Here is a 22,260-nt window from a genome sequence, read left to right on the forward strand (position 1 = left end):
CCATGTCCTGGAACAATCGCGTGGTCTGGTCGGAAGGCATGTTCATCGGAACGCAGCACTTCCAGCAGCATGACCGTTACCTGGAAAACCTGATCGACTCCCGCAGCCGCCCGTTGTCGGCCGGGGCCTGGGGCTTTTCCGAATTGCTGATCGACCAGGGCCTGCTGGCCCAGGGTAAACTGGCGATTGTGTCGGCCCGTGGCCTGTTGCCGGACGGCACGCCGTTCAATATCCCCCAGGATGACCTGGCGCCGAGCCCGTTGAATATCGACGACAATCTGCGCGACGGCCTGGTGTACCTGGCCCTGCCGCTCAAGCGTGCGGGTGCCCGCGACACTGTCGACGAGGGCGAAGCCCTGGAGGCCGCACGTTATGTGAGCCAGGTACGCGAAGTGCGCGACGACAACGCGCCTTTCGAAAACCGCGCACCAGTGGCAGTGGGTTCGCGAGCGTTACGCCTGCTGACGGCGCAGGACGGTATCAGCGACTACGCCGCCATCGGCCTGGTACGCATCAAGGAAAAACGCGCCGACCGTGCGTTGGTGCTGGATGACACCTATATCCCGCCGGTGCTGGATGTGGCCGCAAGCAAACCGTTGACGGCCTTTCGCAGCGAACTGCTCGGCCTGTTGCACCAGCGTGGCGAAGCCCTGGCCGGCCGCGTTGTGGCTTCCGGCGCTGGCGGCGCCTCGGAGATTGCCGACTTCATGCTGTTGCAACTGGTCAATCGCGCCCAGCCGCTGATCCAGCATTTCAACCAGTTGAGCCCGCTGCACCCGGAACGCTTCTTCAGTGAATTGGTGAGCCTGGCCGGTGAGTTTTCCACCTTCTCAACTTCAGGTCGGCGCCCCCAGGAATACCCGCAATACCAGCACGACGACCTGGCCCTGAGCTTCACGCCGGTCATGGCCGCCTTGCGTGAGGCGCTGTCGATGCTGATCGACAGCAAGGCCACGCCAATCCCGATTGTCGAGAAAGCCTACGGCATCCACGTGGCCATGTTGGCCGACAAGACCTTGCTCGATAACGCCAGTTTCATCCTCGTGGTGCGTGCCGATGTGCCCGGCGAAACCCTGCGTGCGCGCTTTGGCCAGCAGAGCAAGGTCGGCTCGGTGGAGCACATCCGCGACATGGTCAACCTGCAACTGCCGGGCATTGGCCTGCTGCCGTTGCCGGTAGCGCCGCGCCAACTGCCGTACCACGCCGGCAGCACCTATTACGAACTGGACCGGGGCAGCGAGCACTGGCAGCAGTTGAGCAATTCCGGCGGTTTTGCCTTCCATATCGCCGGGCAGTTCCCGGGCTTGAACCTGGCCTTCTGGGCGATCCGAGGATAATCCGCGATGCATCCCAATGATGATGACCGCACCCAGTTCATGCCGCGCCCGGGTGGCCGTGCGCCAGAACCTGCACGTGCAGAGCCGGCACCTTTGTCGATGCCGGCCGCGCCGATCCTCACTGGCAAGAGCCACGGCCTGAACCCACTGGAAAGCGCCGCCGGCCCGCTGTTGGCACTGCTGACGCGGCTGCGCAACACCATCGCCCACCCGGCGCCAGCCAGCCTGCGTGCGCAGTTGCTGGCCTACCTGCGCCAGTTCGAAGAGCGCGCCGAGGCCGCCGGCGTAGCGCGCAATGAAGTGCTGCTGGCCCGTTACGCGCTGTGCACTGCATTGGACGAAGCGGTACTGAGTACGCCGTGGGGCAGCACCAGCGACTGGGGTAAACAAAGCCTGCTGATCACTGTGCACAACGAAGCCTGGGGTGGTGAAAAGGTCTTCCAGTTGCTCGACCATTGCCTGCAAAGCCCACGGGAACGCCTGTACCTGCTGGAGCTGCTGTACCTGTGCATGTGCCTGGGTTTCGAAGGCCGCTACCGCGTGATGACCGATGGGCGCAGCCAATTGGAGGCTTTGCGCGAGCGCACCGCCGCAGCGATTCGCAGCGCCCGTGGCGAACTCGAGCGTGAGCTGTCGCCACATTGGCGCGGCGTGACCGTGGCCCGTGACCGCCTGGCGCAATTCATGCCGCCGTGGATCGCCGTAGCGATTGGCCTGGCGCTATTGCTGGCGTTGCTGTTCGGCCTGCGCATGAAGCTGGCCTCGGATGCCGAACCGGTATTCAAGAATATCCATGCCCTGGGTGAGATCCCGGTGCAGGCCATCGACCGTCCGGTGGCGCAACCGAAAGTCATCGAGCGGCCGCGCCTGGCCGGCTTCCTGGCCGAAGACATCAAGGCCGGTCGCGTGGCCGTGGAAGACAAGGTGGACCGCTCTGTGGTGACCATTCGTGGCGATGAGCTGTTCGCGTCCGCCAGCTCCAGCATCGTCGATGCCTACCAGCCGCTGATGCTGCGTATCGCTGACGCCATTCGCAAGGTCAAGGGCCAGGTACGCGTCACCGGTCACAGCGACAACCGCCCGATTGCCACGTTGCGCTTTCCGTCGAACTGGGCGCTGTCCGAAGCCCGAGCCAAGTCGGTGCTGGAGATTCTCGCGGCCAAGACCGGCCAGGGTGATCGCTTCAGCGCCGAAGGCCGCAGCGACACCGAGCCGTTGGCGACCAACAGTACTGCCGAAGGACGTGCCCGCAATCGTCGGGTTGAAATCACCGTATTGGCGGAGGGCGTCGAGTGAAGGCGTTTTTCAGTTTCATGATTCGCTGGGTGATCCCCGTGCTGGGCCTGATTGCCCTGAGCCTGATCATCTGGTTTGTCGGGCCGTTGCTCGATGTGCTGATGCCCGAGGGGCGACGTTGGGCGCTGATCATCCTGGTATTTGCGCTGTGGATCGCCTACCGCGTGTTCCGCATTATCCAGGCCCGCCGCCAGGCCGCCGAAGTGATGCGCAGCCTGGCCGCCGAAACCCCGGCCGACCCCAACAGCGTCGCCACTGCCGAAGAATTGTCGACCCTGCGCCAGCGCATGGACGAAGCCCTGACGCTGCTGAAAAAAGCCAAGCTTGGTGGCGATGAGCGGCGCAACCTCTACGAGCTGCCCTGGTACGTGATCATCGGCCCGCCGGGTTCGGGCAAGACCACCGCGCTGGTCAATTCCGGGCTGCATTTCCCGCTGGCGGCACAATTGGGCGCCGGTGCGGTGCGCGGCGTCGGGGGCACGCGCAACTGCGACTGGTGGTTTACCGATCAAGCGGTAATGCTCGACACCGCTGGCCGCTACACCACCCAGGACAGCAACTCCACGGTGGACAAAGCCGCGTGGCTGGGCTTCCTCGACCTGCTGAAAAAACAGCGCTCGCGCCGGCCCATCGACGGTGCGTTCATCGCCATCAGCCTGTCGGATCTGCTGTTGGGTACAGACGCCGAGCGCGCTGCCCATGCCGCCGCGATACGCCTACGCATCCAGGAGCTGTACACCCAACTGGGCGTGCGTTTCCCGATCTACCTGATGCTCACCAAGCTCGACCTGGTGCCGGGCTTCATGGAGTTCTTCGATAACCTGAGCAAGGAAGAGCGCGCCCAGGTATGGGGAATGACCTTTGCCCTTGATGACGGCAAGCACAGCGACAGTCCGTTGGCGCACCTGCAAAGTGAATTTGCCGGGCTGGAACAGCGCCTGAACGAACGCTTGGTCGAGCGCCTGCAACAGGAACGCGACCCGGCGCGGCGCGACCTGATCTACGGTTTCCCGCAGCAGTTCGGCGCATTGAAGGACTGCCTGCAAAGCTTCCTCGAAGCTGTGTTCAAACCCAACGCCTTTGAAGAGCGCGTGTTGCTGCGCGGCGTGTATTTCACCAGCGGCACCCAGGAAGGCAGCCCGATTGACCGCTTGATCGGCGCCATGGCCCAGAGCATGAATCTGGACCGCCAGCACCTGGCGCGCCAGAGCGGCACCGGGCGCAGTTACTTCATCGAGAAACTCTTCACCGCCGTGGCCTTCGCCGAGCGTGGCTTGGTTGGGGTGAACCCGAAAGTCGAACGGCGCCGCAAGTGGATCGCCCGTGGCGTACTGGCCGCCACCGTCGCCTTGGTCGTGGTGGTCAGCAGCCTGTGGTGGGTGAGTTATCGCGCCAACCAGGCGTACATCGCCCAGGTCGACCAGAAGGTCGCGCCCCTGGGGCAGACGGTACAAAACCTGAGCCCGGCACAGCGGGAAGTGCTTGCCGTGCTGCCGTTGCTCGATGCGGTCAAGAACCTGGCGGCGGACTCGCCAAGCTGGTCCGAAGGGCTGGGGTTGTATCAAGGCGATATGCTTGAAGCCGAGTCTGCCAGCGTGTACCGCAAGCTGTTGATCGCCGTCTTTGCGCCGCGCCTGGTGACGCGTATCGAAGAGCAACTGCACGGCGGCGGTAACTCGGACTTCCTCTATGAGGGCCTCAAGGCTTACCTGATGCTCGCCGACACCGAGCATTACGACGCGGACTTTATCAAGGCCTGGATCGCCCTGGACTGGGACCGCAACCTGCCCCGCGACCTGCCGGCCGACCAACGCCAGGCACTGGCTGGGCATTTGCAGGCACTGTTCGAGCGGCACCCGCCGAGTGCCCGCCTGGACCCGCGCCTGATCGATGACCTGCGTCGCCAGTTGCAGCAACTGCCGGTAGCGCAGCGGGTGTATGACCGGGTCAAGCGTCAGAAACTGCCCGAAGGTATCCCGGACTTTCGCCTCAACGAGGCCGCCGGGCGTGACGCGGCGTTGGTGTTCAGCCGCAAAAGCGGCAAGCCCTTGGGCGAGCCGTTGAGTGGTTTCTTCACCGCCAAGGGCTATCGCCAGGCATTCCTGCTGAGCAGCCTGAACCAGACCGGCACCCTGGCCGAAGAACAATGGGTGTTGGGCCACGAACAGGCCGATCAGCAGAACGTGGTGAGCCTGGCCGCCGATGTGCGCCGCCTGTACTTCCAGGACTACCAGCGCCAGTGGGATGCGCTGCTCGCCGACATCGACTTCGTGCCGATCACCAGCGTGGCCCAGGCCGCCGATGTGCTGCGGGTGATCTCCGGCCCGACCTCGCCACTGAAAAAATTGTTGGTGGCGGTGGCCAAGGAAACCGATCTGCAAGCTGAAGAACGTCAATTGGCCGCCAAAGGTGTGGCGGTGGAGGGCGGTGTCGACAAACTCAAGGAGCGCCTGGGCAGCTTGCTCGGCCAGGAACAAACCACGGCGAATGCCCCGGTGGTTGCGGACGATCCAGTGACCGCGCACTTTGCCGAACTCAACAGCATCGTCAGTAAAAACGAAGGTGAGCCGGCGGCCATCGACGGCCTGCTCTCGGACATGAATGCGCTGTATGTGCAAGTCAGCGCCATGGTCGGCGCCAGCGGCGATGCGCTGCTCGGTGAGGCCAAGAACCAGGCAGCGGCTGCGGCCACGCGGGTCAGCCTGAATGCCGAGCGCCAGCCGCCGCTGGTGCAGGGCATGGTCAAGTCGGTGGTCAATTCCACCACCAACAGCATGATGGGCGGCGTGCGCAACCAGTTGAACGCGGCCTGGGTCAGCGAGGTGGTCAACGTGTATCGCCAGTCGTTGGCTGGTCGCTATCCGATGTCGCCGGGCAGTGCGCGGGACGCGACCCTGGATGACTTCGGCCAGTTCTTTGGCGTGGGCGGAGTGATGGATAACTACTTCCGCAAATACCTGCAGCCCTATGTGGACACATCGGCACAGACCTGGCGCTGGCAGCCGGGTGCGGCGCAGAAGCTTGGGATTGCCCCGGGCGTGCTGCAAACCTTCCAGCGTGCAGCGACTATCCGGGATGCGTTTTTCAGATCCGGGGGCACCCAGCCCATCGTGCGTTTCGAACTCAAGCCAGTGTCTATGGACCCGACCATCACTCAGTTCCTGCTCGATCTGGACGGTCAACAATTGAGCTACGACCACGGCCCGAGCCGCCCGGTGGCGATGCAATGGCCTAACCCCGGCAGTATTGGCGTGGTGCGCATTTCCATCATGCCGCCGTCGGCCAGTGGTCGCTCCGGCATCACCCTGGATGGCCCATGGGCCTGGTTCCGCCTGCTGGAGCAATCGGATCTTACCGCCGGCAACTCGCCGGATCGCTTCAACCTGCGCTTGCGGGTCGACGGCGCCAGCATCGCCTACGAATTGCGTGCCAACAGTGCCTTCAACCCGTTCAAGAGCCGGGTACTCAGCGGCTTCAGCCTGCCGGAGCGCCTATGACGACCCTGGGTTTCTACGGCAAGCTGGCCAGCCGCGGGGACTTTGTCAGCCGCGCCTTGCCCCAGAGTTTTATCGGCCCCTGGGACAGTTGGCTGGCGGCGGGGTTGCTCGCCAGCCAGAACAGCCTGGGCGGTGACTGGCTCAAGGCATACCTGGTCAGCCCGTTATGGCGTTTTGTGCTGGCACCGGACGTTTGCGGGCCGGATGCGGCGGCCGGGGTGGTGATGCCGAGCATTGACCGGGTCGGGCGGTATTTTCCGTTGACGGTGGTCAGCTTGCTGGATCGCGACACCAACCCCGCCTCTCTGGTGGGCGGCCCGGACACTTGGTTCGAGCAGGCCGAAGCGCTATTGCTCGGCACCTTGGACAGCGGCGCCACCTTCGAAAACTTCAACGCTGGCCTCGACACCCTGGGCGTGCCGGCGACTGAGCCGCGTGCAGTGGATAGCCGTTTCGCCGGCCTGCAACGGGTGGCAGCCAGCGAGCCCCATCAGCGCATGACCGCACTGGCCGAACAGGCATGCGAGGGCGCGAGCCTGTGGTGGGGCCGGGGTTCGCAGCATATTTCCCCAGGTTTATTACGGTGCCAGGGTTTGCCTGCCGCCGACGATTTTGCGCAGTTTTTGCTCGGACAAGAAGGTGTGGTGTAGATGGGGGCGACGTACAAATCCGCGAGCAAAAGCCATGTGGGCATGGTTCGCCAAGTCAACGAAGATGCCTGCCTGGACCTGCCGGAACACCGCCTGTGGGTGGTGGCCGATGGCATGGGCGGGCACGCGGCGGGGGACTATGTCAGCAGCTTGATCGTCGACAGTTTGCGTAACGTGCCGCTGGGCCGCTCCCTCGACGAATACGCGGCGGCGCTGCGCAACGACCTGATGCGCATCAACACCACTGTGCGCGAAGAAACCGCCAACCGTGGCGTGACCATGATGGGCAGCACCGTGGTGGTGTTCGTTGCACGCGGCTTGCGCGGCGTGTGCCTGTGGGCCGGCGACAGTCGTTTGTATCGCCTGCGCGACGGTGTGCTGGAAAGCATTTCCCGCGACCACAGCTACGTCCAGGATTTGCAAGACAGCGGCTTGCTCAGTGAAGCCGACGCCCGCACACATCCACGCTCCAATATCGTCACCCGCGCTGTTGGCGTGGAAGCCCAGTTGGATGTCGCCTCGGTGGACCTGTTGATCGCCCCCGGCGACAGCTACCTGTTGTGCAGCGATGGACTGAACAAGACCGTCGAAGACCATGAAATCCGCGAAGTGCTCAGCCATGACGCGCCGGATGAAATCGTGCGCAGCCTGGTGCACCTGGGGCTCAATCGCGGCGCACCGGACAACATCACCGCCATTGTCGTGAAGGTCTCGTCATGAACATCGTCATCCCGGGTTATGACATCGAAGGCGAGATCGGCGAAGGTGCCATGGCCAGCGTGTACCTGGCAACCCAGCGTTCGCTGGAGCGCAAGGTGGCGTTGAAGGTGATGGCGGCAGCGCTGGCGGCCGACCCGACGTTCTGCGAACGCTTCCTGCGCGAGGGCAAGACCCTGGCGCGCTTGTCGCATCCGCACACGGTGACCATCCATGACATCGGCAACGTCGGTGAGCTGTATTACATGGCCATGGAATACCTGCCCAACGGCACGCTCAAGGAGCGCATTGCCGCCGGCCTGACGCCGGAGCAGGGCGTGACGCTGATCCGCCAGATTGCCTCGGCGCTGGGTTATGCCCATGCCCAAGGCCTGGTGCACCGCGACGTCAAGCCGGCGAACATCCTGTTCCGCGCCGACGGCACCGCAGTGCTCTCGGACTTTGGCATCGCCAAGTCACTGGACGACCGCACCCAATTCACCCAGGCCGGGTTTGCCGTGGGCACGCCAAGCTACATGAGCCCGGAGCAGGCGCGAGGCCAGGAGATCGATGGTCGTGCCGACCTCTACGCGCTCGGCGTGGTGTTGTACGAAATCCTCGTCGGCAAGCTGCCCTACAGCGGCACCGATGCGCTCTCTACCGCACTGGCGCACCTGACCGAGCCGTTGCCGGAGCTGCCGGTGCACCACGGGCGTTATCAGGGCGTGCTGCGCAAGTTGCTTGCCAAGGACCCGGCGGAGCGCTTCCCGAACGCGGCGGCGTTGCTGGAGGCACTGGAGCAACTGCCGGCGGACTCGGCAGAAGCCACCTTGGTGCGGCCGCTGCCGATTCCATTGAGTTTCGACCTGGCGGGCATGACGCCCGTCACCATCGATATCCCGACCGATAAACCACAGCCGCAGCCGATAGTGCGCCAGCCGGTGGTGACGCCGACGCAGCACAACGCGCCGTCCGAGCAGCGCCGTGGACCGGTGTTGGCACTGGCTGCTGTTGCGGTGGCGGTTGCCTTGGCCATTGGGGGAGCCAGCTACTGGTGGTTGAGTGGCAGCGATGAACCGGCCCAGCCGCCGGCTGCCGTCGTGCCGAAGGTGACACCACCCGTGGCCGCCGCTGAAGTGGACGGCGGCCAGCGACCCTTGCTGATGGCGGGCAAGAAAACTCTATTCCAGCGCGTGCTGAGCAAGCCCGGCGCCAAGCTGTCCACCGATGCGGGCAGTGCGCCAGGCAAAACCTTGCCGGCGTTCTCGGTGCTCTACGTGTACCAGCGCAAGGATGTCGATGGCAGCCCGTGGGTACGCGTCGGCGCTGCCACTGATGGTCGCAGCGACGGTTGGCTGCCGGCCTCCCAGGTCAGCGATTGGAAGCAGAGCCTGGTGCTCAAGTTCACCGAACGCTCCGGTCGGGCGCCGGTGATGTTCCTGCGTCAATCGACCGAAGTGGAAAAACTGCTGGCCGATCCCGCCGCGGCGAAAAGCGTGCTGGCCAAGGCGCAGAGCAACCGTGAAGACAACCAGCAGGTGCTGGCTCTGGAGCCGACGGCCAGCGCGGTGCCACAGGACCAGTTCTACCTGCTGCCGATCTTCGACGCCAAAGAAAGCTTCGATGAAAACGGCCAGCCGGTGCAGTTGCTTAACATCGCCTCCATCGACCCGGGCAGCAGCGCGCAGGCCAAACCGGCCACGCCGCTGATCAGCGCAAACGCCGACGCCTTCCGCACCGCCGTGGTGCTGGTGGTGGACACCACCGTGTCGATGCAGCCGTATATCGATCAGGTGCGCGATGTGGTTCACGAACTGCAAACCCGCATTGCCGAACGTGGCGAGCTGGACAGTGTCAGCTTCGGCCTGGTGGGTTTCCGCAGCAGCATCAAGAAAACCCCGGGCCTGGAATATGTCGCCAAAACCCTGATCAGCCTCGACCAAGGCCGCGACCCGCAACGCTTCCTCGACATGGCGCGTCAGGTCAAGGCTTCTACGGTGTCCAGCCATTCCTTCAACGAAGATGCGTTTGCCGGCGTGATGCAGGCGGTGGATGGAATGGATTGGTCGGGCTACGGCGGTCGCATCATCCTGCTGGTTACCGACGCGGGCGCGTTGCGCAAGAACGACCCGTTCGCCGCCACCCAGATGAACGAAGCCGAAGTGCGCCAGGCGGCGCTGGGCAAGCAGATCAAGATCTATGCGCTGCACCTGCGCACCGACGCCGGCAAGAAAACCCACGCCGGTGCCGAGAGCCAATACCGGATCCTTACCGCCGACGCCAACCCGCAGATTGGCGACCTCTATACGCCGGTGCCGGGTGGTGATGTGCGCAAACTGGGTGAGCGCGTGGATGAGATCGGCACGGTGTTCGCCAACCTGGTGCATCAGGTGCGCAGTAACACGCCACAACCGGTGCCGCTGCTGAGTTCGGCGCCAAGCCTGGCGGATAAATCCGCAGCCGTCGGTTATGCCATGCACATGGATTTCCTCGGGCGCAAAACCGCCAGCCAGGCGCCGCAGCTGGTCAACGCCTGGACCGCCGACCGCGACCTGACCAACCCGGCGCTGCCGGCGTTCCAGGTGTGCGTGATGCTGACCAAGCTGCAACTCAACGATCTGCAGCAGTCGCTGAAGTTGATCGTGGATGCGGCGCGCAAGACCCAAAGCTCACCCAAGGATTTCTTCCAGGAAATTGCCAGCGCCTCGGCCTATATGAGCCGTGACCCCCAAGCCCTGCGCAAGGGCGGCAACCTGGCCGATGGCGGTTTGCTCGGCGAATACCTGGAGGGCCTGCCGTATCGCAGCAAGTCGCTGAACATGACCCAGGATTTGTGGTTGTCGTTGAGCGTGGCCGAGCAGGAAGACTTTATCGACGAGCTGGATTCGAAGATCCGCCTGTATGAAACCTTCCATAACGACGTGGCCAACTGGGTCCGTTTCGGCGATGCCGAACCGGGCGACGCGTTGTACCGCGTGCCGCTGTCGACGCTGCCTTAATGCTGAGCCTGAACGCGGTACACAAGAGCCGGGGAGTCGGCAGCCAGCGCTATAGCCTGGTGATTGCGGCGCTGCACCTGGACGCAGGTGAACAACTGGCGATTGTCGGGCCCAGCGGTTGCGGCAAAAGCACTTTGCTGGACCTGCTGGCGCTGGTCTTGGCGCCGGATCAGGCCGAGCAGTTTGACTTCAACCAGCAGGACATCGGCGCGCTGTGGCGTGCCGACCGGCAATCCGACCTGGCTGCATTGCGCAGCCAGCACCTGGGCTATGTGCCGCAAACCGGTGGTTTGTTGGGGTTTCTCGATGTGCGCGGCAATATCGCCTTGTCCCGGCAATTGCTGGGCTTGAAAGACGACGGCCGCGTGGCGCGCCTGGCCGAGCAGTTGCAGATCAGCGACCAGTTGGGTAAGCGCCCGGCCGCGTTATCGGTGGGCCAGCGCCAGCGCGTGAGCTGTGCCCGGGCCTTGGCCCATGGGCCGCAACTGGTGCTGGCGGATGAACCGACTGCGTCCCTCGACCCGCTCAACGCCGAGCGTGTGATGCAGGCGTTGCTGGCCCAGGCCCGCGAGCACCGCACTGCCTGTGTGATCGCCACCCATGACGAGCCTCTGGCCCGTGCCAGTGGCTTGCAGGTGCGGCGTATCAGTTGCCGTCGCGATGCTGACGGCGGCGTCACTGCGACCCTCGGGGAGGTGTGCTGATGCGCATCGGCCTGATCACATCGCTCGCCTGGCAGGACTACCGCAACGATCGCTGGCTGTCGGCCTGTTCGGTGCTGGCGCTGGTGGCGGTCATCGCGCCGTTGCTGGTGTTATTCGGCCTGAAATTTGGACTGGTCAGCAGTTTGACCGAACGCTTGGAGACTGACCCCGCCACCCGTGAAATCATCCCGTTGGGTGGTGGACGGTTCAGCGCGGCGTTTATCGAGCAGCTGGGGCAGCGCAGCGATGTGGCGTTCGCCTTGCCGCGTACACGGCAGATTGCGGCAACGGCCCAGGTGGGTGCGCTGACTCTGGAAATGCTGCCGACCGCCGCGGGTGATCCGTTGTTGACCGGCTTGCCGATACCCCATGGTCTGGACCAGATCGTGCTGAGCCATACCGCCGCCGAAAAGCTCGCGGCCAGGCCTGGCGACTGGCTGCAGACCAGCTTTGCGCGGCAGGTGGCCGGGCAGGTCCAAGCCCAGCACACGCGATTGCAGGTGTTGGCCGTGTTGCCGTTGGAAGCGTTCGCCCGTGACGGTTTGTTTGCAGGCCTGGGCTTGTTGGAAGCGGCGGAAGATTACCGCGATGGCCGTGCAGTAGCGGCGTTGGGCTGGGCGGGGGATGCGGTGGCGGTAAGCGAACAGCGGGTGTATCCGGCGTTTCGCTTGTATGCGCGCAACCTCACCGATGTAGAGCCGTTGCGGGTGTTCTTCGCCGGGCAGAATCTACTGGTGTCGACCCAGGCGAACACCATCGCCCAGGTGCAGTCGTTGAGTCGCAACCTGTCGATTGTGTTCTGGGTCATCGCCGGGTTGGCCCTGGCCGGGGCGTTTGCGGCGATCTTCGCCGCAACCCTGGCGGCGGTGGCGCGCAAGCGCCGGGAATTATCGGTGTTGCGTCTGCTGGGGTTTTCCACCGGGGCGCTGTTGTTATTTGTGCTGCTGCAGGCGCTGTACAGCGCGGGCTTTGCCGCCGTGCTCAGTGGTGGGCTGTATGGCCTGGCCGAGGCCGCGCTGAATAAGCTTTTTGTGCAGGTGCCGGGCGAATACGCCAGCCACCTGTTGGCGCGTCATTACGGTCTGGCCCTGGCTGCTGTGTTCGGCGTCAGCGCCGTGGCGGCCGCCTGTGGTGGTTGGCGAGTGGCGCGTATTCAGGCTTCTGAGGGAATCAGAGATGTATAAGTTATTGGGCGTCTGTGTGGCGCTGAGCCTGGCCTCTCTGGCCTGGGCGGATGAGGCAAGCGACAAGCTCGACAACCCCAAGCCGTTGCCGGATGACGTCAGCCTGCCGCTGCCCTGCGACGGCAACATGGTGTTCCGCTACGCCTATGTATTGGCCCAGGGCACCCTGGATGACCGCGAAATCAGCCTCGGCTACCCCTTTGCCGAAGGCGAGGCCGGTTATCAGCAGTCGTTTATTTCCGGCTATCGCCGCGACTTCATCAATGGCCAGTTCACCCTCAAGGACTTGCCCAAGGACTGGAATAAAGTCATCGCGCCGCTGATGCCGAAGACCGACGCCAAGACCCCGCTCAAGCCCATGCTGTATTTCATCGGCAAATACGAAGTGACCGCGCGCCAGTACGCCCAGGTGATGGCCCAGGCGCAGTCCCTGGCCAGCGGCGAGCCGGCCCCGGCCTGTGACGCGCCTGCCGGTATGGCCGGGCGTTTGCCCAAGGTGAAACTGTCGCGCTTTGAAGCCGAGCGGTTTTCGGCGGTCTACAGCGCCTGGCTGATGAAGTACCACCGTGAATTGCTGCCGGTGAGTGGGCGTGGATCGTCGGCCGAAGACGGCGGCCTGGGCTTTGTGCGCCTGCCCACCGAAGTGGAATGGGAGTACGCCGCACGCGGTGGCCAGGCGGTCAGCCGCCAGGACCTGGAAGGGCGCCTGTACCCACGCCGCGCCGAGGGCAGCGAAAGCGATGGCCCGTTGGCCGACTACGCGGTGTTCAACCAGGTGGCCGGTGGCACTGGTCAGGCAGCACGGCTGATGCCCATCGGTACCAAGTTGCCCAACCCCATCGGCCTGTTTGACGTGATCGGCAACGCTGCGGAAATGGTCCAGGAATCCTTCCAACTGGTCCACGCCGGCCGGCGCCAGGGCACCTATGGTGGCTTTGTGGTCAAGGGCGGCAACTACCTGGAAGGCGAGGGCACGCTGTTCACCGGCATGCGCCGCGAATACCCGCTGTTTGCTGCCGATGGCACCGAACAAAGCAACGAGACCACCGGCTTTCGCGTGGCGATTGGCGCATTGTCGGCGCCGCGTTCGCGCTACAAGGAATTGTTTGCCCAATGGCAGAAGGAAGGGCGCCTGGCCTCATTGACTGACGCCATCGACGACGCCCAGGACCCGACCAAGCGCCTGGACAGCATCATCGCCGCCAGCGTCGACCCCAAGCTGCAAGCCGAGCTGGGCCTGGTCAACGAAGAGCTCAAGCGCAACGTTTCGCTGATCGCCCAGCAACGTGAAGAAGCGGCGGGCAACCTGATTCAGTCGGCGGCGTTGGTGGCCGAGACCATCAGCAACTACAACATCCGCCTGGCCAACCTGCAGAAGAGTCGCCAGCAGGCCGTGGACAGCAAGGACGAGGCCAGCGCGCAGCTGTTCGCCACGGCCATTACCAATGGACGCAGCGCCCTCGACGGTGCGGTGGCTATCTATATCGACAACCTGGCCACCGGCACGCGCTATACCGATGCGGTGATCCAGGCGCAGTTTCAACGAATCAAGGAAGAGTTGGATCGCAAGCCAGTGCTCGGCAAGAGCCTGGTGACGCGCGCGACACTGTTCGTTCGCCATGTCGGCAACTACCGCAAGCAACAGCGGGCCGACCCGGCAACGATCTTGAAGGAATTGCTCGCAGCGAGCGGTCAGCGGTCTTGATCGTTGGCTGTCTAGCGAGCTTGGAAAGGACTCAGGCGGCGGTGGGCCGTGCTGGGCAAGTCAAACTTAATAGAGATCACACCTATGCTTTTTTCCCGTAAGGCGGTTTCCAAGCGTCACCTGCTGCTGATCGCAGCCGGTTTCAGCACCGTGTTGACTGGTTGCGCTACGTCGCCAGCCTCCAAGGTCGCATCGAGCACCAAGGTCGAGTACTACCCCAACTGCTACGAGCCGGTGCAGCACCTGCGCGCTACCGATTCGAACATGACCAAGTCGGTGGTGACCGGTGCCGCCATCGGCGCGGCCGGCGGTGCGTTGTTGGGCGCCCTGACCGGCGACAAGGAAAAGCGTGGCCGTAACGCCGCCATCGGCGCTGCGGGCGGCGCTCTGGCCGGCGGCGCGGCGGGTTACTACACCGAGCGTCAGAAGCAGATTGCCGATGACAACCAGCGCATTGCCTCCTATGCCGCTGACGTGAACAAAAGCGTTTCCGACATCGACCGCAGCACCGCCTACGCCAAGGCCTCGCAACAGTGCTACCAGAGCGCGTTCACCAAGCTGGTGGCCGACCGCAAGGCCAAGACTGTCAACGACACCGAAGGCCGCAAGCGCCTGGCGGAAATCGTTGCGGGCCTGAAGGAATCCAATGACCTGATCGTCGCGGTCAACGGCAAAGCCAGCGAAGATCTGAACAACTACACCCAGGCCTACGAAAAAGACCTGCAACAAGTCGGCGTACAGCGTGCCGACGTGGTCACCGTGGCCCAGGCCGATGCAGCCCCCGTTGTGACGTCGACGAAGAAGAAAGGCGGCACCAAGCCACCGAAAAAGCCAGTGCTGCCAACCGTGCCGAAAGAAGCGGTCACCACCGAGAAGACCTTGCAAACGGCCCAGGCCAAGCAGGCTGAAAGCAAGCAGGTGGCCAACGCGGGTGATTCCCAGCTCAAGCTCAACTGCACCAACCCGAACCTGGTCGACTGGGCACCGGTGCCTTGCCCTAACGTCTAAGCACTTGTTGCTATAAGCGTTAAACGCCCGCCGATCTGCGTCTAAAGCGCGAGATCGGTGGCGTTCTTTTTGCAAATCGTTACACTGCTGCGGCCACTCCAATAAATACACCGAGGCCGTGTGCATGAAATTTCGTCTTCTCCTGTGGGTGCTGGGCCTGATGATGGGCAAAGCCAGCCGCACCAACCCCGCGTTCCAGCAGCAACTGGGTGACAAAGACCTGGCCTTCCAGCTGCAGACCCTCGACGGCAAGGTTGCCCGTCACTTCATTGTCAAAGACCAGCGCATCACCAGCCGTTCAGGTGTTCACCCTGAGCCTGCTTTTGCGATTGCCTTCAAGGATGCCGCCTACGGTTTTGCCACGATGCAGGCGAAGAACAAGCAACTGGCGTTCATGACGGGGATTCAGGATAAGTCGATCCAGATCAAGGGCAACCCGGCGCTGGTGATCTGGTTCCAGGGGTTGACCAAGTATTTGAAACCGAAGAAAAAGAAGAGCTGAGGTTTTCAGTAAAACCGAGGTGGATTCATCGGGAGCAAGCCCCCTCCCACACTTGGAATGCATTCCATAGCTGGAATTCGGTCAAATGTGGGAAGTGACTTGCTCTCAAAAGGGGTCAGTCCGTCATCTCACGGGCTTACCTGTCCTGAGACAGTGAGTACTCGATCAGCCAACAACTGTGCCAGCTCAATCAATTGCGCAACGCCCAGCAGTTCCTCTCGTGGTGAACCTTCTAAGTTAAAGGCCAGGTCGCAGCTCAGCGCGTTGGCCGAAGCAAGTGTTTCGCTGAGGTTGATCTACAGGTCTTCGGTGCTGATGCTGTCGGCAACGGTGAACAGGCGGATGGGAGGGTTGGGGGTGGGTTTGATCATTGTGAAATTCCTTAATCTAAGTGGAGCTGCCATTGATCGCCGCGATGCGATGGGGTGGCAGCTGTGCGCAGGTTCGCGGACCGGAGATTAAGGAAACCGGCATACCCGAAGGTATCCCGCGCACAGCCACCATAACGCAGCACAGTAGACGATAAAAAAGCGTCAACTGAAAGGAGGCAGTACTTAATCAATCCGGGCCGCGACGCCCGACCGCTGAGTTTGCAGCGGTGTACGGAGACTAGAGGCCGCGTTTCCTAGGGGCAACCTCAAAGAGTTGTCGGATGTTTCTGTTTTTCCCAATACCTAGCCGAACGGACAGTTGTTTGGCTCTGTGCTAGTCAGCAACATCTTCCTTGCCATTTCCTCTTTGCATAACTCAACGCCACGACCGCGTTTGAGCACCCGTACGCGTAAAAAAGGACAAACCATGAAGAGCACTGATACTCAGGTCCTGCAGTCAATCGGCCCAGTCAACACCCCTCTCAACGACCGCGTGCAGAGCCAGATGTGAGGCGCTACAACATCACCACGGGTTCAACCACCACGGCGGGTGGCAAAGTGATCAGCGGTTGTGAGCGCACCAGTTTCAACGGCGAATTGATCTCAAGGGAGGGTGACCGGGTCGCTTGTCCAGCCTGCGGCACTGAAGGCTTCATCGCGCTCACCGGCCCTCATCTGCACGAAGAGTGGGACGGCAAGCAGGCGGCGCTTGAGGGGGATCTGTGTATCTGCAAATGCGATCCGCCGCCGGAGTTGATTGCCAATCAGAGCTTCAAATCTCAGCAGTTCGGCCCCCAGCCTCAACGATTCACCGCCGCTGGAATGGGATCGACCGCATCCGTCTCGCCCCCTCCCAGCTTTTCCGCGCCCGTTGCGCCGAATCGTGCCGCTGATGCATGCGTTTTCGCCAAATCATGCGTTTCGGTGCCGGCCGGTTCTACCGCTGCGGGAACCGGCCCGGAAAACGCCAGGAACTTCGGCACCACGGCCGTCATGGCCTCAACCGGTACGACGGGCGCCGTCGGCAGGGTCTCCGGAACGCTCGGCAGCGACCTCGGGGCCTGGGCTGTACGAGGGCTGGCCGGCGCCAGTTCGGCCCTCAACGTCGTGCTTCTGGCTTTTTGGCCGCGAGATATCGGTGATTCAACGCTGTACAGCCCCGCACAGTTGGCCGGTATGCGCTCGGCCAGTACGCGGGTGCGTTTCCAGTTTCGCCAGGATGAGTCAGGTGAACTGCGTGTTTACGGCATACATACCAAGCCTGAGAGTGGTGTTGATCGCGTGCCCGTTGCGCAAGCCGGATGGAATGCGGACAACAGCGCGATGGTGGCGGTGCTGGATGGCATCAGCATCACTTGGACGCCGAACCGTGGACCGGTGGTCAGTGCGCCGAGCCCATACCCAGGTACACCGGAGCGCTTGGATAATTTGTTCGTTCATCCGGTTGCAGTGGGGCAAGATTCGGTAATCAGTCACTACCCAGGTCGGGAAGCTGAGGACGTCACCTGGCAGGATACGATCATTTCGTTTCCTGCTGATTCGGGTCTGCCGCCGTTGTATTTGGTGTTTGCCAAGCCAATGGTTACTCCACTGGAAGTTGGGGCATATGACGACTTGAGCAGTCGTAGCATCAAAGATGGTTATGACATCGATCATCTTCCGGCTCGTAAAGTGCTTGAAGCCGTTTTATTAAAACTTGACGGAGAAATGGATCCACGGGAAATAAGGGATTACCTTAGACGAGCCCCAAGCATCGCTATTCCTGCCCGAGTCCATCAAAAATACAGTGAGACCTACGGGGGGCGTAGTACCAAAGCAAAGCAGGTGCAGGATGCCTCCGACCTTAGGGCAGCAGTGGACAGCAATTTCAATGCGATTAAACGCGGCCTTCTTGAAGAAGGCTTCACCGATGCGGACATTGAAGTGGCTCGAGAGCAGCTGCATAGGCTCGCTAAAGAACAGGGGTGGTATTGATGAATGCGAAAACTATCGAGGGCTGGATCAGGAGTCTTGGCAGGCGCTACGACGTTTTGATTGCCGAAGGGTTGATACCGAACCAGCCATTACAGGAACTTTATGAAGGGCGGGATCGCCTACACTTGGAACCGGCATTGGGTCTTTCCTTGAGTTTTTGGGCAGAAACCAAGCGATTGGAAACGCTATTCATCACTCTGATCAAAAGCACTCCCTCAACGGTTGAATATAAGGGCGAGCTGCCCAAACCGCTCGCTTCTACGATGACAAAATCCGACATTCGGTCTCATTTCGGCGTCCCGATAGAATCGAGTGCTCCTGTAAAAATGCCACAGCCCGTGGGCATGACTGGAGGATGGGATGCCTATCGCCTTGATCCAAGTACATATCCGAATATCAAGTTGATCTGCAAGTACAGCCCCACTTTTCAAGTAAAGGCGTTGGTGTTTACATTGATTGATAAGAACCACGACTGATCTACCTTCCGTTACTCGGTTAGTGATTGTTCCCTCGCTCTGTGCTCATCGAGATTTGTGTAGAGCGATGAGCGCAGAGCGTGGGAACGATCAATAGATCCAGATCAAGGGCAACCCGGCGCTGGTAATCTGGTTTCAGGGGTTGACCAAGTATTTGAAGCCGAAAAAGAAGAAGTAGGGTTTCAGGTAGGCCGAGTTGGATGCATCGGGAGCAAGCCCCTCCCACATTTGATTGAGTTCCAACGTTGGAATGCAGGCAAATGTGGGAGGGGGCTTGCTCCCGATAGCGGCCTGAGGGGCTACACATTCAGCCCTGGCTGAACTGGGAAGCCAGTTCGCGCAACAACACCTCGGCATCCAGCACCTTGCCGACTACTTCCTCAGCCTTCTCACGACTCAGGCCCAGACGCTCAAGCAGCGCATCTGGAATGGTCTCGTCGGGCCCGGAACCAATCCCCCGGCTGCGCAACAAGCGTACGGCCAAACACACCAGGTTCGGATACTCAGCGTATTGCCCGTCATAGGTCGGATCGTGCTGAAAGCGCAGGGCGGTGGACAGTTCGTCGGGCATGTCCCAATAGCGCATCAGCCAGGCACCGATCTGCTCGCGGGTGATACCTAGCAAGTGCTGTTCGACATAGCTGTGGCACAGGTGCGGGTTGACCTCCAGATGCCGGCAGATCAGCGAAAAGTGCGGCGGGAACACGTGGGCCAGCAGCAGGTAGCCGAAGTTGTGCAGCAGGCCGGCCAGGTAGGTCAGGCCGGCTTCCGGGCGCTGGGCGCGCGGTATGGCGCGGGTCAGGCCCTCGATCACGGCGGCGGTGTAGATCGACTGGTGCCAATAGGGCGTGGACTGATGCGGACGGTCCTTGGGCAGGCTCAGGGTCTTGCCCAGGGCCAGGCCGAGGGCCAGGTTGATCACCAGATCGAAGCCCAGTACGCGCACGATGGCATCTTCGACTGAACGGATCTTGCCCGGCGATGCGTAGTAGGGCGACGCGGCCCAACTCACCACTTGGGCGGCGAGGGCCGGGTCGGTTTCCACCACGCCGGTGATGTCATCAATGGTGGCGTTGGGGTCGACGCGCAGCTTGATGATCTTTTGCGCCGTGTCGGCCAGCGGTGGAATCTCGATGGTCGCCTCAAGACGTTGCTGGATACGGCGGGCGGTGAACGCCTGCATCGCCTGGGTGATTTCCTCGCGGTCATCATTGGGGCGGTCGAGGTTTGGGCGGATATTGCTCAGCGGTTCACCGAAGTGCGCGGCGCTGGCCTTGGTCAGCATACCCTTGAACGCGTCGCCGGGGATTTCCAGCAACAGTCCGGCTTCGCCCGAATGCACCAGCAGGCTCGGCTCGTTGAGCAGGCTGCCTTCATACAGGCACGGTGAACTGGTGAGTGCCGGCAGGCCCGGCAGCAGACTCAGGGCATGCTTGCCGAGCATGCGTTCGACGCGCTCAGGGGCAACGGCCGTGAGGCGGCGACCCGTGAGTTCGGCGAGGCGGTTGAGGTCGAGCAACTGGCTTTGGGGGAACAGCACCATGAGTGCGCCAACCGCATCTTCAAGCAACACCGCCTGGACCTTTTGCGCAGGGTTCATGCCAGGTTGTTCGATGACTTCCGTGTAGGGGATGGCGAGCTTGGCGAGCAGCGCCCGAATGACCGGCGGGGCGGTCAGTGGGGCTGTGGCGAGGGCAACTTCTGACATGGCCTGATCCAATTTCTTACATTCATTGGAGTATAACCAGCTTGATACAGGTGTTGGTCGGATAAGTGCGTCAGGCGTCACACTTGGCCGTATTGCTGCCCGTGCCGCAGCCAGCGATCCAGCAACGGGCTGACGTGATCGGGCCAGCGTTCGAGCAGGGCCTGGGCGGCGTCGCGCACGGCAGGCAACAGATCGGCGTCGCGCATCAGGTCAGCAACCTTGAATTGCAGCAGGCCGGTCTGGCGCGTGCCGAGCATTTCACCCGGACCGCGCAGTTCGAGGTCTTTTTCGGCGATGACAAAACCGTCATTGGTTTCGCGCATGATCCCCAGGCGCTGACGACCGATCTGCGACAGCGGCGGGTGATACAGCAACACGCAGTGGCTGGCAGCACTGCCCCGGCCGACCCGGCCGCGCAGTTGGTGCAGTTGCGCCAGGCCCAGGCGCTCGGGGTTTTCGATGATCATCAGGCTGGCGTTGGGCACGTCCACGCCCACTTCGATCACCGTGGTCGCCACCAGCAATTGCAGGTTGCCGGCCTTGAACTCGGCCATCACTGCGGCCTTCTCCGCAGGTTTCATGCGCCCATGGATCAGCCCGACCTTGAGTTCGCCCAAGGCGCTGGTGAGGTCTTCGTAGGTGGTCTCGGCGGCCTGGCAGGTCAGCTCTTCGGACTCTTCGATCAAGGTGCACACCCAGTACGCCTGACGGCCTTCGGCACAGGCGCCGCGCACGCGCTCTATCACTTCAACGCGCCGGGTGTCGGTGACCAGCACGGTATTGACCGGGGTACGCCCGGGCGGCAGTTCGTCGAGGATCGAGGTGTCGAGGTCGGCGTAGGCGCTCATGGCCAGGGTGCGCGGGATCGGGGTGGCGGTCATGATCAACTGGTGCGGGTTCATGCGCCCGCCCACGCCTTTCTGGCGCAGGGCCAGGCGCTGTTGCACGCCGAAGCGGTGCTGTTCGTCAATGATGACCAAGGCAAGGTTCTTGAACTGCACTTCGTCCTGGAACAACGCATGGGTGCCCACCACCATAGGGGCGCCCGCGGCGATCTGCTCCAGGGCGCTTGCGCGGTTCTTGCCTTTGAGCTTGCCGGCCAGCCACGCCACTTCCAGGCCCAGCGGTTCGAGCCAGCGCTTGAAGGTGATGAAATGTTGTTCGGCAAGGATTTCAGTGGGCGCCATCAGCGCCACTTGATAACCAGCCTCCAGTGCTTGCAAGGCGGCGAGGGCAGCCACCACGGTCTTGCCTGCGCCTACGTCGCCCTGGATCAGGCGCAGCATCGGTTCTTGCTGGCTGAGGTCGTAGGCGATTTCATTGCCCACACGCTGTTGCGCTCCGGTCGGCGCAAAGCCGAGGTTAGCCAGGTATTGCGCCGGCAGCCGGGTGGCCTTTGGCATTGCCGGGGCGCGCAGGGAGCGCATGCTTTCACGCAGGCGCTGCTGGGACAGTTGGTGGGTCAGCAGCTCTTCGAAGGCCAGGCGATGCTGGGCCCAATGATGGCCGAGGGCGAGTTCGTCCACGTCGGCATCGGCGGGCGGGTGGTGCAGGTAGCGGATCGCATCAGCCAGGGGCGCCAGTTGATAGTCGCGGGCCAGCTCCAGGGGCAGCCAGTCGGGCAGGCTTTGCGGGCCGAGCATGGTCAGGGTCTGCATGCACAGCTGGCGCAGGCGTTGCTGGGTCAGGCCTTCGGTCAGCGGGTAGATCGGTGTGAGCGTGGTATCTACCGGTGGCGGTTCGTCGCCGGTAATGGCGCGGTATTCCGGGTGGTAGATTTCCAGGCCCGAAGCGCCAGGGCGCGCCTCGCCGTAGCAGCGCACGCGGGTACCACGCTTGAGGCCCTCTTTCTGCGCGTTGCTGAAATGGTAGAAGCGCAGGCTCAAGCCGCCGGTGCCATCCTGCAGGCGCACCACCAGGCTGCGGCGCTTGCCCATCACCACGTCGGCGCCGCTGACGGTGCCTTCGATCACCGCGTCCTGCCCGGGGCGCAAGTGGCCGATGGGCACCACGCGGGTGCGATCCTGGTAGCGCAGGGGCAAATGGAACAGCACGTCCTGGAGGTTTTCCAGGCCGACCTTGGCCAGCTTCTCGGCCATGGCCTCACCGACACCCTTGAGTGCCGTCACCGGCACCTGCGACAGCTCAGTCAT

At 62.5% G+C, this 22,260-nt stretch carries 15 protein-coding genes and 2 pseudogenes; 14 read left to right on the plus strand and 3 right to left on the minus strand.

Annotation, left to right across the window (positions count from 1 at the left end):
• The first annotated feature begins 2 nt into the window (after positions 1-2).
• From tssK to NMB39_RS00635, 11 genes are all read left to right on the plus strand, one after another.
• Positions 3-1,337 carry a type VI secretion system baseplate subunit TssK gene (gene tssK, locus NMB39_RS00585; RefSeq protein WP_494339716.1) on the plus strand — a complete coding sequence of 445 codons (1,335 nt, stop codon included), beginning with the start codon at positions 3-5 and terminating at the stop codon, positions 1,335-1,337.
• Positions 1,338-1,343: 6 nt separating this feature from the next.
• Complete coding sequence (locus NMB39_RS00590) at positions 1,344-2,633, plus strand: DotU family type VI secretion system protein (protein WP_306956695.1); 1,290 nt, start codon at positions 1,344-1,346, stop codon at positions 2,631-2,633.
• Complete coding sequence (gene tssM, locus NMB39_RS00595; RefSeq protein ID WP_057023314.1) at positions 2,630-6,130, plus strand: type VI secretion system membrane subunit TssM; 3,501 nt, start codon at positions 2,630-2,632, stop codon at positions 6,128-6,130. Before NMB39_RS00590 ends, tssM begins: the two co-directional genes overlap by 4 nt.
• Positions 6,127-6,780 (plus strand): type VI secretion system-associated protein TagF, encoded by a 654-nt coding sequence (gene tagF, locus NMB39_RS00600; protein ID WP_198719776.1) that lies wholly within the window; start codon positions 6,127-6,129, stop codon positions 6,778-6,780. The genes tssM and tagF overlap by 4 nt, the downstream gene beginning before the upstream one ends.
• A complete protein-coding gene (locus NMB39_RS00605) occupies positions 6,781-7,500 on the plus strand; it encodes a PP2C family protein-serine/threonine phosphatase (protein ID WP_198719777.1) in 720 nt (239 codons plus the stop codon). It begins immediately after the preceding gene.
• Entirely contained in the window at positions 7,497-10,475 is a 2,979-nt protein-coding gene (locus NMB39_RS00610; protein WP_494339715.1) for a serine/threonine-protein kinase, read from the plus strand. Before NMB39_RS00605 ends, NMB39_RS00610 begins: the two co-directional genes overlap by 4 nt.
• A complete protein-coding gene (locus NMB39_RS00615; RefSeq protein ID WP_057023318.1) occupies positions 10,475-11,179 on the plus strand; it encodes an ABC transporter ATP-binding protein in 705 nt (234 codons plus the stop codon). Before NMB39_RS00610 ends, NMB39_RS00615 begins: the two co-directional genes overlap by 1 nt.
• Positions 11,179-12,363, plus strand: coding sequence for an FtsX-like permease family protein (locus NMB39_RS00620; RefSeq protein ID WP_057023319.1), 1,185 nt, complete (start codon positions 11,179-11,181; stop codon positions 12,361-12,363). The genes NMB39_RS00615 and NMB39_RS00620 overlap by 1 nt, the downstream gene beginning before the upstream one ends.
• Positions 12,356-14,068, plus strand: coding sequence for a formylglycine-generating enzyme family protein (locus NMB39_RS00625; protein ID WP_057023320.1), 1,713 nt, complete (start codon positions 12,356-12,358; stop codon positions 14,066-14,068). Before NMB39_RS00620 ends, NMB39_RS00625 begins: the two co-directional genes overlap by 8 nt.
• 84 nt (positions 14,069-14,152) lie before the next feature.
• Positions 14,153-15,076 (plus strand): type VI secretion system-associated lipoprotein TagQ, encoded by a 924-nt coding sequence (gene tagQ, locus NMB39_RS00630; RefSeq protein ID WP_043048086.1) that lies wholly within the window; start codon positions 14,153-14,155, stop codon positions 15,074-15,076.
• Between the two features lie 124 nt (positions 15,077-15,200).
• Positions 15,201-15,578, plus strand: coding sequence for a hypothetical protein (locus tag NMB39_RS00635; RefSeq protein ID WP_046070103.1), 378 nt, complete (start codon positions 15,201-15,203; stop codon positions 15,576-15,578).
• Between the two features lie 128 nt (positions 15,579-15,706).
• Here NMB39_RS00635 and NMB39_RS00640 read toward each other — a convergent pair.
• Positions 15,707-15,949 (minus strand): annotated as a pseudogene (locus NMB39_RS00640) (DUF6124 family protein).
• A gap of 507 nt (positions 15,950-16,456) precedes the next feature.
• On the opposite strand from NMB39_RS00640, the gene NMB39_RS00645 reads away from it, so the two are divergent.
• The 3 genes and pseudogenes from NMB39_RS00645 to NMB39_RS00655 all read left to right on the plus strand — a co-directional run.
• Positions 16,457-17,923, plus strand: coding sequence for an S-type pyocin domain-containing protein (locus tag NMB39_RS00645; RefSeq protein ID WP_494339714.1), 1,467 nt, complete (start codon positions 16,457-16,459; stop codon positions 17,921-17,923).
• On the plus strand, positions 17,923-18,399 hold the full coding sequence (locus NMB39_RS00650; protein ID WP_057023323.1) for a DUF6392 family protein: 477 nt from the start codon (positions 17,923-17,925) through the stop codon (positions 18,397-18,399). Before NMB39_RS00645 ends, NMB39_RS00650 begins: the two co-directional genes overlap by 1 nt.
• Before the next feature lie 97 nt (positions 18,400-18,496).
• Positions 18,497-18,577, plus strand: a pseudogene (locus NMB39_RS00655) (helicase); the annotation flags it as partial.
• Positions 18,578-18,706: 129 nt separating this feature from the next.
• Here the strand turns inward: NMB39_RS00655 and NMB39_RS00660 are convergent.
• Positions 18,707-20,107: an aminoacyl-tRNA deacylase and HDOD domain-containing protein gene (locus NMB39_RS00660; RefSeq protein WP_057023324.1), complete on the minus strand. Its 1,401-nt coding sequence runs from the start codon at positions 20,105-20,107 to the stop codon at positions 18,707-18,709.
• A 77-nt stretch (positions 20,108-20,184) separates the two neighbouring features.
• Positions 20,185-22,260, minus strand: coding sequence for an ATP-dependent DNA helicase RecG (gene recG / locus NMB39_RS00665; protein WP_217880741.1), 2,076 nt, complete (start codon positions 22,258-22,260; stop codon positions 20,185-20,187).

Source organism: Pseudomonas sp. FBCC-B545, from assembly GCF_059134095.1.

What these genes read in the sequence shown, in the direction of transcription:
- tssK (WP_494339716.1), top strand. Translation starts at nt 3, where the DNA reads ATGTCCTGGAACAATCGCGTGGTCTGGTCGGAAGGCATGTTCATCGGA.
- NMB39_RS00590 (WP_306956695.1), top strand. Translation starts at nt 1,344, where the DNA reads ATGCATCCCAATGATGATGACCGCACCCAGTTCATGCCGCGCCCGGGT.
- tagF (WP_198719776.1), top strand. Translation starts at nt 6,127, where the DNA reads ATGACGACCCTGGGTTTCTACGGCAAGCTGGCCAGCCGCGGGGACTTT.
- NMB39_RS00605 (WP_198719777.1), top strand. Translation starts at nt 6,781, where the DNA reads ATGGGGGCGACGTACAAATCCGCGAGCAAAAGCCATGTGGGCATGGTT.
- NMB39_RS00610 (WP_494339715.1), top strand. Translation starts at nt 7,497, where the DNA reads ATGAACATCGTCATCCCGGGTTATGACATCGAAGGCGAGATCGGCGAA.
- NMB39_RS00615 (WP_057023318.1), top strand. Translation starts at nt 10,475, where the DNA reads ATGCTGAGCCTGAACGCGGTACACAAGAGCCGGGGAGTCGGCAGCCAG.
- NMB39_RS00620 (WP_057023319.1), top strand. Translation starts at nt 11,179, where the DNA reads ATGCGCATCGGCCTGATCACATCGCTCGCCTGGCAGGACTACCGCAAC.
- NMB39_RS00625 (WP_057023320.1), top strand. Translation starts at nt 12,356, where the DNA reads ATGTATAAGTTATTGGGCGTCTGTGTGGCGCTGAGCCTGGCCTCTCTG.
- tagQ (WP_043048086.1), top strand. Translation starts at nt 14,153, where the DNA reads ATGCTTTTTTCCCGTAAGGCGGTTTCCAAGCGTCACCTGCTGCTGATC.
- NMB39_RS00635 (WP_046070103.1), top strand. Translation starts at nt 15,201, where the DNA reads ATGAAATTTCGTCTTCTCCTGTGGGTGCTGGGCCTGATGATGGGCAAA.
- NMB39_RS00650 (WP_057023323.1), top strand. Translation starts at nt 17,923, where the DNA reads ATGAATGCGAAAACTATCGAGGGCTGGATCAGGAGTCTTGGCAGGCGC.
- NMB39_RS00660 (WP_057023324.1), bottom strand. Translation starts at nt 20,107, where the DNA reads ATGTCAGAAGTTGCCCTCGCCACAGCCCCACTGACCGCCCCGCCGGTC.
- recG (WP_217880741.1), bottom strand. Translation starts at nt 22,260, where the DNA reads ATGACTGAGCTGTCGCAGGTGCCGGTGACGGCACTCAAGGGTGTCGGT.